The sequence below is a fragment of the Paraburkholderia sp. GAS33 genome (assembly GCF_050436645.1).
In the GTDB taxonomy this organism is placed as follows: Bacteria; Pseudomonadota; Gammaproteobacteria; order Burkholderiales; family Burkholderiaceae; genus Paraburkholderia; species Paraburkholderia phenazinium_B.
The window spans coordinates 24,006-34,798 of record NZ_JBNDMP010000024.1; the positions used below are offsets into that span (position 1 = coordinate 24,006).

7 protein-coding genes are annotated in these 10,793 nt (G+C 59.1%); 6 read left to right on the forward strand and 1 reads right to left on the reverse strand.

All coding sequences use genetic code 11. The features are described 5' to 3' along the window. Positions 1-192 precede the first annotated feature (192 nt). Both P3T24_RS37480 and P3T24_RS37485 read left to right on the forward strand, forming a co-directional pair. The gene (locus tag P3T24_RS37480; protein ID WP_083611626.1) at positions 193-5,751 is read left to right on the forward strand and encodes a trifunctional serine/threonine-protein kinase/ATP-binding protein/sensor histidine kinase; all 5,559 of its coding nucleotides are present in this window, start codon (positions 193-195) and stop codon (positions 5,749-5,751) included. Between the two features lie 84 nt (positions 5,752-5,835). Then, complete coding sequence (locus tag P3T24_RS37485) at positions 5,836-6,516, forward strand: response regulator transcription factor (protein ID WP_074267538.1); 681 nt, start codon at positions 5,836-5,838, stop codon at positions 6,514-6,516. A gap of 49 nt (positions 6,517-6,565) precedes the next feature. Here P3T24_RS37485 and P3T24_RS37490 read toward each other — a convergent pair whose 3' ends face one another. Beyond that, positions 6,566-6,991, reverse strand: a complete 426-nt coding sequence (locus tag P3T24_RS37490; RefSeq protein ID WP_429441724.1) for a response regulator transcription factor — start codon at positions 6,989-6,991, stop codon at positions 6,566-6,568. 580 nt (positions 6,992-7,571) lie between these two features. Here P3T24_RS37490 and P3T24_RS37495 point away from each other — a divergent pair. From P3T24_RS37495 to P3T24_RS37510, 4 genes are all read left to right on the forward strand, one after another. Beyond that, on the forward strand, positions 7,572-7,961 hold the full coding sequence (locus tag P3T24_RS37495; protein ID WP_083640394.1) for a DUF3331 domain-containing protein: 390 nt from the start codon (positions 7,572-7,574) through the stop codon (positions 7,959-7,961). A gap of 100 nt (positions 7,962-8,061) precedes the next feature. Further along, entirely contained in the window at positions 8,062-8,268 is a 207-nt protein-coding gene (locus P3T24_RS37500) for a hypothetical protein (RefSeq protein ID WP_074267540.1), read from the forward strand. A gap of 961 nt (positions 8,269-9,229) precedes the next feature. Then, positions 9,230-9,568 (forward strand): hypothetical protein, encoded by a 339-nt coding sequence (locus P3T24_RS37505; RefSeq protein WP_074267541.1) that lies wholly within the window; start codon positions 9,230-9,232, stop codon positions 9,566-9,568. A gap of 43 nt (positions 9,569-9,611) precedes the next feature. After that, positions 9,612-10,778, forward strand: coding sequence for an efflux RND transporter periplasmic adaptor subunit (locus tag P3T24_RS37510; RefSeq protein WP_217272836.1), 1,167 nt, complete (start codon positions 9,612-9,614; stop codon positions 10,776-10,778). Positions 10,779-10,793: the final 15 nt, after the last annotated feature.

Here is a 10,793-nt window from a genome sequence, read left to right on the forward strand (position 1 = left end):
AGATCAGAAATTTTCCACAGAAATCTACCATCGTCGACGTCGAACCCGCGCGTCGATTGGGCTATGCACCTCCCTGGGTGATTGGCCCCCTCACGATGCTCACACTGGTTTCTCTGTGCCTGTGTTTCGGGCACTAAGGGAAAACGCAACGTACCGGTGTAGGCAAGTCGCTGGCGTCACAAAGGAGAGGGTGTGGCCATCGCGAACTGTCAGATCCTTGAGCGGGTCTGCGCGACAGCGGGCTCCGACCTCTTCCGTGGACGCTCCGCGGATGGGTCGACGGTACTGTTGAAGTTGCCTGCGGAAAACGCCGACCCAGTCCAATTCGCTCTGCTGAAACGCGAACACCTCCTGCTGCAATCTTTAAACGTCGCGGGGATTGCGAAACCGCTCACGTTAATCGATGAGCGAATCGGCCCGGTGCTGGTGCTCGAAGACTTCGCCGGCGAGTCGCTCGAAGCCGTTTTGGGTCGTGCGCCGCGAATGGACCTGCCTGTTTGCCTGCGTATCGGCCGTCATCTGGCGGATACGTTCGCGGGTATCGATGCCGCGCAGGTTATCCACCGCGATATCCGACCCGCCAATCTCCTCGTCGAGCCTGGCACTGGCCGGGTTCTACTGGTGGATTTCAGTATGGCGACGGCAAAGGAAGCCAGCACCGTCCCGACGAGGGAGGTCACCGCCCCCGCTGGAGATTGGGCTTACGTGTCCCCCGAGCAAACGGGCCGCATGAATCGTCCGGTTGATTATCGGACCGACTGCTATTCGATGGGTGTAATGCTCTATCGGATGCTGACCGGCCAGCTGCCATTTCAGGCGAACGACCCGCTGGAATGGACGCATTGCCATATCGCCCGTATGCCGATACCACCGACGGGGATCACGCCCGAGGTGCCACAGCCGGTGTCGGATATCGTGATGAAGATGCTGGCCAAGCTACCAGAAGACCGCTACCAAAGCGCGCAAGGCCTGAAGGCCGATCTCGATCGGTGTCTGGTGCAATGGCGGACCTCGGGTCAGATCGAGCCGTTCCCGCTCGGCAGGGAAGATATCCCGGTACGTTTCCATGCCCCGCACAAGCTCTACGGGCGGCGCCACGAAGCAGCGAGGCTGCTAGGCGCCTTCGAGCGGACGGCGGCCACCGGCGAGGCCATGCTGGCGATCGTCTCCGGGTACTCCGGCATCGGCAAGTCGACGCTGGTCGAGGCGTTGCGCAGGCCGATTGTGGCGAACCGTGGTTACTTCATTTCGGGCAAGTTCGATCAGGGCCAGCGCTATTTTCCTTATGCTGCCATCATCAAGGCGTTTCGCGAACTGGTGCAACAACTACTGGCGGAAAGCGAAGCGCGCGTCGCCGGCTGGCGGCAACGGATCCAGGCCGCGGTCGGCACCAATGGCCAGCTTATTGTCGATGTGCTGCCCCAGGTCGAGTTGATTATCGGCGCGCAATTGCCGGTGTCGGCGTTGCCGCCGACCAAGGCACAAAACCGGTTCCGCGTGGTGTTCCGGCAATTCGTCATGGGGTTCGCGAGCGAGGCACATCCTCTGGTTCTCTTCCTGGACGATCTGCAGTGGATCGATCCGGCTAGCCTGACGCTCGTCGAGGACCTGATCACACACCCGGACACACGCTATCTGCTGCTAGTGGGTGCTTTTCGTGATAACGAAGTGAGTGCCACGCACCCGTTGATGACGAGCGTCGAGAGGATCCGCCAGAATGGCACATCGGTGAACGAGCTTCAGCTCGCGCCGCTGTCGGTCGTGGATCTGAACCGGCTGGTGGCCGACACGCTCCGTGCACCATCTGCTGCCGCCTGCGAACCGCTCACGCGGCTTGTTCGCGAGCGCACAGGGGGCAATCCGTTCTTCTTTATCCAGTTCCTGGATGTGCTGCACCAGGAGGGGTTGCTGCGGCACGATGCGCAACACCGGGCCTGGCGGTGGAACCTGGATCAGATCAGGGCTAAAAATTTTGCCGGCAACGCCGTCGACCTGACGGTGGGTAAGTTGCGACAATTGAGGGTCGCGGCACAGGAAACCTTGCGACTGGCGGCATGCCTCGGCAACACTTTCGACCTTCGCCATGTCGCGCTGGTCAGCGGCAATTTGGCGTTCGCTGCATGGCAAGGCGTGAGGGAGGTCAAGGTCGAGGTCGAGCAAGCCCTCGCGGCCGCGGCGCGCGAAAATCTGATTGTGCTTGCCGACGGCACCGGCAAGTTCCTGCATGATCGGATCCAGCAGGCCGCCTACGCGCTGATTCCCGACGCGGAGCGCGCCGGCGTCCACCTAAGCATCGGTCGCGTGCTGCTGGCCAACCTGACTGCTGACGAACTTGCAGAGCATGTGTTCGATGTCGCGAACCAGTTCAATCGGGGCGCAACCCTGCTCACCGGGCATGATGAGAAAGTGCAGATCGCGGCGCTCGACCTGAGTGCCGGGCGCCGGGCTAAGTCCTCGGCAGCTTATGCGTCTGCGTGCGTGTACCTGGCGGCCGGCATGGACCTGCTCGACGACGGCAACTGGGTCAGCCACCGTGACCTGATGTTCAGTCTGCGGCTCGAACGCGCGGAGTGTGAGTATCTGACAGGTCGCGCCGACAAGGCTGAGCAACTCATCGAGGAGCTATTGCGGCGATGCGTGTCGAGAGTCGATCATGCGGCCGTCTGCCATATGAAGGTGCGGCTGCATATCGTCAAGTCGGAGAACCGGCAGGCCGTCGACAGCGTGCTCACCTGCCTGCGCCTGTTCGGCATCGATCTCCCGGCGCACCCGTCTCAGGAACAGGTCGAGGCCGAATACGAAGCGGTCTGGCGCAACCTGGCGGGTCGCCCGGTCGAGAGCTTAATAGACGTGCCGCTGATGACCGATCCGGAACTGCAGGTCGCGATGCGTCTTCTCTCGACCCTGTATGAATCCGCCTACTTTATCGATTTCCAGTTGTTGTGCCTGCACCTGTGCCGCATGGTGAACATCAGCCTGCTGCACGGCTCGAGTGGTGCGTCCGCGTACGCCTGCTTCGGGTTTATCCTTGGCCCGGTGTTTCGCCGCTACCGCGACGGTTACCGTTTCGCCAGGCTTGCATGCGACCTGGTCGGCGAGGGCGGTTTCCCTGTCGATAAGGCATTAGTCTATATCGCAACGGGACACGTTGCTTTCTGGACCCAGCCGATCGAAACCGTGATTGACTTCCATCGGGCAGCGTTTCGCACCGCGACCGAGACGGGCGATCTGACGACGGCTTGCTACAGTGCGTTCCATTGCACCAGCGACCTTCTACTGCGGGGCGATCCGCTCGAAACGGTCTGGCGCGAGTCGCAGCGGAGCCTCGACTTCGTGCGCAAGGCCGGGTACCTCGACGCGGCGGACGCCATAGTGTGCAACCAACGCTTCATTGCGACCATGCAGGGTCATACCGCGAAATTATCCACGTTTAGCGACTCGCAGTTCGACGAAGCGGCGTTTGAGGCGCAACTGACGGACGACCGGATGAGCTCGATGGTCTGCACGTACTGGATCTTCAAACTGCACGCGAGATTTCTGGCAGGCGACTACGTAGCGGCCCTCGACGCCGCCCAACGGGCGCAACCGCAATTGTGGGTCCTGGTCGGCCTCTTTCAGTCACTTGACTATTTTTACTACACGGCGCTGACGTTGGCTGCACTCTATGAGAACGGGTCCGCTGGCGAGCAGGTCGCGTGGCACGCCCTCCTCGACGAGCACCGGGAGCAATTGCGCGAGTGGGCTGACACCTATCCGCCTACGTTCGCGGACAAGCACGCCTTGGTGTCGGCTGAGATCGCCCGGATCGAAGGGCGGAACCTCGATGCGATGTGTCTGTACGAAGTGGCCATTCAAGCGGCCAGCGATCAAGGGTTTGTCCAAAACGAAGGCATCGCTCATGAACTGGCCGCCGGATTTTGCCGTGCCCGCGGATGGGCGAGCGCCGGCCGCGCCCATCTGAACGAAGCGCGCAGCTGTTTTGAGCGCTGGGGCGCACACGGCAAAGTCAGGCAGCTCGACGCGCGCATATCGCCAATACGCGAAGTGGCAACGTCTCGGCTCGCCACGCCTGTTGGCAATGTGGTGCAACTCGATCTGCTGTCGGTCGCCAAAGCCTCGCAGGCCATATCTAGCCATATCGTGCTTGACGATCTTGTCGACACGCTAATGCACATCCTGCTCGAAAGTGCCGGCGCGCAAACCGGCCGGCTGTTGCTAGCCCACAATGCCAGCTTGGCACTCGTGGCCGAAGCGAGCCTCGCGCAGCAGACCGTTCACGTCCGGCGGCACTTGGGCGACGTGTCGCACGGCTCGGCCCCGCCGGAGTCAGCCGCGCGCGAAGCGGCGTTGCCGGACTCCATCGTCAACTATGTCCAGCGCTGCCAGGAGCGGGTGCTGCTGGATGATGCGACGCAAGCGAACCCCTTTTCGGCAGACGAATACCTTACCCGCCGCCAACCGAAGTCCGTGTTGTGTCTGCCTCTCATGCGCCGTTCCGAATTGATCGGCTTGCTGTATCTGGAGAACAACCTGGCCATCCAGGCGTTCACGCCTGAGCGCATAACCGTCCTCGAATTGCTGGCCTCGCAGGCCGCGATTACCCTCGAGAACGCTCGTCTGTACCGCGATCTGGCGGAACGCGAAGCAAGGATCCGACGTCTCGTCGAGGCCAACATTGTGGGTATTTTCACTTTCCATCTCGATGGCCAGATTCTCGAGGCCAATGAAGCGTTTCTCCGGATCGTGGGATACGACCGCGAGGACCTCGAGTCGGGACGGATGTGCTGGACCGACATGACCCCACCCGAGTGGCTCGAGCGCGACAACCAGCGAATCGCGGAGCTCACGACGACAGGGACATTACAGCCCTTTGAGAAGGAATATTTCAGAAAGGATGGCAGCCGTGCGCCCGTGCTGATCGGCGTGGCGACGTTCGAAGTAGGGCAGCACCAAGGTGTCGGTTTCGCACTTGATTTGACCGTGTGCAAGCGGGCGGAAGCCGAAGTGCGGGAGAGCGAGGAGCGCTACCGTGAAGTGCAGATGGCGCTCGCGCACTCTAACCGGGCCGCGACGATGGGGCAGCTCACAGCCTCGATTGCCCATGAGGTCAGGCAGCCGATCACTGCGGTAGCGACCTATGCTTCGGCCGCCTCGCGCTGGCTGGACGCGAGGCCCGCTAACCTTAATGAGGTCAGGCAGGCGCTCGATGGCATCGTCTATGAGGCAACACGCGCTGGCGGCATCATTAGCGGGATTCGCGACCTGGTCAGAAAAGCGCCTCCACGCAAGGACCGGGTAGACATTAACGAGGCGGTCGTCGAGGTGATCGAACTGACGCGGGGCGAAGCGGCGAAGTACGACGTCTCAGTGCTGACGGCACTCGGCGATGCCTTGCCTCTCGTCCTGGGTGATCGCGTTCAGTTGCAACAGGTGATGCTCAACCTGATCGTCAACGCCCTTGAGGCGATGGGCTCAACGAGCACGGGTCCCCGTGAGCTACTGATCAGCACAACTGCAGATTTATCGGATGGCGTGTCTATCGTCGTGCGGGATTCTGGTCCGGGGCTCCCTCCGGATGAGTTCAGTCGCGTCTTCGATCCGTTCTACACGACGAAGGAGAATGGCCTAGGCATGGGCCTGTCGATCTGCCGTTCAATCGTCGAGACGCACGGGGGGCGGTTGTGGGCTTGCAAGAATGAACCGCGAGGGGCTGTCTTTCAGTTCACGTTGCCTGCTGGGGGGGGAGAGTAAAAGTGGTACCTGCTTCGCTCGGGGGCGTAAAATAATTGCATGCCAACGGGACGCGGCCGCGTTCCGGTTTCGCGAGGTGGCCGAATGACTACTGGAACGAACTCCCGTAAAACAGCCGAAACCGCAGCAACCGAAGGCTCCGTCGTCTACATCGTCGATGATGACAAGGGAATCCGGCTTTCCCTTAGCACCCTTATGCGCTCAGTCGGCCTGCGGGTCGAAGCGTTCGAATCCCCGGACGAATTTCTACGGTGCCCGCCTGCCGCCGGACCAAGTTGCCTCATCCTCGACGTGCGACTCCGCGGAAAGAGCGGCATGGCGATTCACGAAGATATCGTGAATCGCGGCATGCGTATTCCCGTTGTATTCATGACCGGTCACGGAGACATCGAGATGGGCGTGAAGGCAATGAAGGCCGGCGCGCAGGACTTCTTTGCGAAACCGTTTAAGGACCAGGACATGCTCGACGCCGTTGCTCAGGCTCTGGCGCGAGACAACGAGCGGCTCGCGGCAGAAGCCGCGCTGGCCGATCTGCGTGCGTTATACCAGTCCCTTTCGCCGCGCGAGAAAGAAGTGATGGGCTTTGTGCTTTCCGGTCTTCTGAACAAGCAGATTGCCTATGAGATGAACCTGAGTGCGATCACGGTTAAGGTTCACCGTGGACACGTCATGCGTAAAATGAACGCGTGCTCGATGCCGGATCTGGTCCGCAAGGCCGAATCGCTCGGTATAGGGCCCTCTCTGCCTCGCGGCGATCATCATTGAGCGTCATCGTGTCAGGTAATTCGGACTTCTTCTCAGCGCCGTTCCATCGCTAAGGACTACCAAGTGCTACCGAGAGCCAGTGAGTCAAAGTGGCTGTGTCATAAGGTTTCGGCAGCAACACGAGTGCGCCGGCACTCACGACTTGCGCCCGTAGAGGTGAGCTCGGACAGGCGGTGATAAATATGGTCGGTGGATTATGCCCCTGAGCACGAAGGTGCTCATACATCTCGATACCGGACATCCCTGGCATCAAAAAATCGGAAATCAGGCAGGCGGTGTGAGCAGCCTCCCCTGACGAAAAAAATTCCTCCGCCGACTTATACATGCGCACCTGCCAACCCAGCGACCGGATCAGGCTGTCCAGGGCATGACGAACCGCTTGGTCATCATCGACAATCGAAACAACAGGCGAAATTTGCAAAATGCCCTCTCGACCTCTCGTTTTAAGGGACGGCGTGAGGCCGGTGCAGTCCATCTCTTTTTCATCTGCAGATTAGCTTATAACCATGTGCGGCGACATGATACGAACGTATATGCGAATCGAACCAACTCTGCGGCAGTCTCGTCTTTGCGCAGATCGGCGCCGCGCATGAAGCTTCCTTGCCGCGCTTATACCCTCGTATATGCGACTTACCTCAATGCGGCGTCAGAATATCCTACCGGGGAATAGATTCGCTCTTCCGCAAGAGCTACTCTTCTCACATTGAGGCCACACACCGTTACGACAGTGCAAAGCGTGCGGCGCGGCTTGGGCCAACATTGCTGCGGAACTGCCGCCCACCCCGTTTGAGCGTTTAACTTCTTCGAAGAGTCATCTCAATATGTGTCCAGTAGCCGTAAGTTAGTGGTCATTCGACCGTACTGCTAAATTTGATTGATCTTCACTCGTCGCTAAAGAGAGGAACGCGATGTTGAACGCTGAGTGCGATTCGCCCCTTGAGACATTCTTAAACAATGATTCTTACCATGCGTCTATTGGCCCCATGCTGCTAACGGCCGACCTCCTATCATCGCATCGGCCAGCCGGTCATACTTCAGCGGACCCTTGGACTTCGATGCTCGCAACCATCCGTGAGTTTTCTTCACCGCCAGATCCGAAGCGACAGCCTCCGCATTTGTCTAGGCGTTCCTGGTCCGATGGCGGCCAGCGCCTTCCACGCAAGAGCGACCGCGGGGAAGTGCGGCCTTATACGGTAAGGGTTGTGGAGGCATTGTCCAATTCGCGCTTCTCCCTGTGCTGGCACGATCCGACGCTTTGCAACTACGAGGAGCAGGTCTGGGTGCCGTGCCGCGCTCGCTCGTCCGGGCGTTGTGCCTTGTCTGGCAAACGTATTGGCCGCGGCGATTGCGTCTATCGACCCCGAGGCCGCGGACCATCGAGGCCACTCAACGGCGACGCCATGATTCTGGCCAGCGAGCTGGCCACGCACCGCGCAATCGCTTGAGACGCTGTGGGGAGGGGCGATTCGCGCTTACTGGTGAAGCATTGCCAGGGTGTTGCCACTGCAGTCGTGTACTCCAATATCAGGCCGCACGAGGTTTAGCATGAAGCTAGAGTCCGCCAAGTTTTTGCAACTGCGCCGTCTCGCTCCCGTTCTCGATGACGTATTAAGCGCGGGCGAGGTTGAGTACGCGGAGCAGGCCTTGGGACTTGCTTTACTCGCCCAGCTGTGTTTACAGTTGTTCGACGCGTACCAGCGCCAATACCCAGACGAGATCGCGCAAGCGCGGCTTGACGCTCTCCATTTGTAGTAGCGCGTCAGCGCGAGAGAGGCAGCCTACGTGGTCATTCCTTTGTGTGACCGTGCTTGCGTTCGCCTTGAGATTGGCAGACGTATTATCTCCACTTGTTCGTCGTATGAAGGACCGGACACTAACTTCGGTACGCGGTCAGTTCACCAATCCCTTCCTGCATTGCCGTTACCACACCGACGCAAAAAGAAGCGGCCTCTTCGCGCCGAGGCATTCCAGGCGTGGGAAAGCGTGACGCGCGCTCCGGTGCTGTAGCGATACTCTGATTAGAGTCGGCGTCTTTATACACAGTGTGTTCGAGAGCGTGCCGTTCGATAACGTGACAATGCCAGGGGTTGACCGACGGCGCGTCTTTGGAGGGTGTGCCGTTCCGTTTCCATTCAGAGGAAGGCATGGGAATACCAGATGCTCTTCGGATAGAACTGCGGGAGCGACTGTGGCAACTAGCGTAGTGACGGAATTTCGGAAAGGGCAACGATCGTGACAGACCCAAAATTGACGTGAGACGTTTCTTTGCTCGCCTGCGCGAAATGTCGAAATTGAACCTCGAAAAAGTCACGTTCGAGGTTAGCTATGCCATACCGTTATTAAAGACATGACGAAACGGGGGTCCTAATTTGATGCAAGAAGAACGAGAATGATTAGACACCGTATTTGATTCGGCTCTAGCAATATAGGATCCTTTATGTTCTCGGTTGTTGGAGTCGTCAACTAGGTAAGAGGCGGTGGCGCCCGGTCGACTCTAGTGAACGGATGTGACGTTCGCGCTGTTATTCTAAATCCCGAGAAGGTGTCTTCGTTGGTGCCAGGTGTGATGACGCGAATACCATTCGCAGCGAATACCGTATCGATGTTGAAGATCGCAATGATAAACGTCGTGGCGTATCGGAAGTGACTCTTCAGCCAGAGACTGTACAGAAACATTGAGCGGTTCGCCAGACGACAGGCGAGCGTAGCTTTCGTGTCGGTCGTCCGTCTTTATTTTGATTTCGCACGAGATGCACATGGGCTTGTGACGCGCATCGGCGCTGCCATGACGAAACTGCATCTGAAAGATGCCATCTTTGCTGTCGGAAAAGCGGACTTGCTGGGCCAGAATGCGTGTGATGTCGTGATGGCATTCAATCGCTTTTTTTACTTCGATGTGAGCGAAAAACTTTACACGCATCAGGTACAAGACGGGGTGACCGGGGCGCAGCGGGGCAGTGTCTCAGGAACCGAGGATCAGGCAAACGAAGTAGCGATACTTTCAAATCGACGAGGGTCAAGTAATGTCTCAACCAACGACACATTTCTTTAAACGAAAGCGAATCGTACTCCAGATAATGACGCTGGCGGTCGTCGTGGGCAGTAGTCTGCTGCTTAAAACGCATGCATCCGCTTCGGCCGATTCGGTGAACGCCGCGCCAGCACCTCAGGTGACAGTAGCGCAGGCCCGTACGTTTCAGGTGGATGACCGTCAGGTATTCACCGGCAGATTACAGGCCGTCGACACGATTGACGTACGACCACGAGTGAGCGGATACGTGGATGAGGTGCTGTTCAAGGAGGGCACCCGGGTACACAAGGGCGACGTACTGTTCCGGATCGATCCGCGTCCTTATCGCGCCGAGGTAGACCGTCTGACAGCGGAACTCGCGCAAGCTCAGGCGGAGGCGGTGCAAGCCCGGTCCGATTCGGATCGAGGTAAGCGATTGCTGATGCAGAGTGCCATTTCGCGCGAAGCGTCGGAGCAACTTGACACCGCGGCAAGCACATCGCATTCGAAGGCGCTTGCGACCGGCGCCCAGCTCGACGCGGCGCAACTGAATCTCAGCTTCACAGACGTGCGTGCGCCGATCGACGGGAAGGTCAGCTATGCGATGATCACTGCCGGCAACCTGGTCACGCCAGATGCGGTCCTGACCCGCGTCGTCAGCGTCGACCCCATCTACGGATATTTCGACGTCGACGAACAGAGCTACCTTACGCTCCAGCATTTTCGCGATGACGGTCATAGCGTGCCCGAAGTTGCAATGGCCCTCGCGGACGAGCACGACTTCACGCACGTCGGTCATCTGGATTTCGTTGACAATCAACTCGACTCTGGTTCGGGAACCATTCGCCTTCGAGCTGTATTTCCCAACGCGCAAGGTGCGTACACGCCAGGACTCTATGCACAGATCCGCCTTCAGGAGAGCCATCCGGTGCCGCGCATCCTCCTGAGGGACACGGCAGTGGGAACTGATCTGGGGGATCAGTTTGTTTACGTGGTCGGGCCAGATAGCAAGATCATCTACCGCAAGGTGTCGACAGGTCCGGTCTTTGCCGGCTTGCGCGTCGTCGAAAGCGGTATTCAGCCAGGCGAGCGGGTGGTCGTTGATGGCCTGCAACATGTTCAACCGGGCATGGTGGTACTGCCGATCACCGTCTCAATGGATGCGCAGCTCAACGACCGCCAAAAGGCTGAGCTCGCAAGTGTAACCAGACCGGTTGCCGGATCTGGCACAACCGCACTGGCTGCACGATAGCCGCTTCATCGAGAC

Coding starts and splice junctions, on each gene's coding strand:
- P3T24_RS37485 (WP_074267538.1), top strand. CDS start 5,836: ATGACTACTGGAACGAACTCCCGTAAAACAGCCGAAACCGCAGCAACC.
- P3T24_RS37490 (WP_429441724.1), bottom strand. CDS start 6,991: ATGGACTGCACCGGCCTCACGCCGTCCCTTAAAACGAGAGGTCGAGAG.
- P3T24_RS37495 (WP_083640394.1), top strand. CDS start 7,572: ATGCTCGCAACCATCCGTGAGTTTTCTTCACCGCCAGATCCGAAGCGA.
- P3T24_RS37500 (WP_074267540.1), top strand. CDS start 8,062: ATGAAGCTAGAGTCCGCCAAGTTTTTGCAACTGCGCCGTCTCGCTCCC.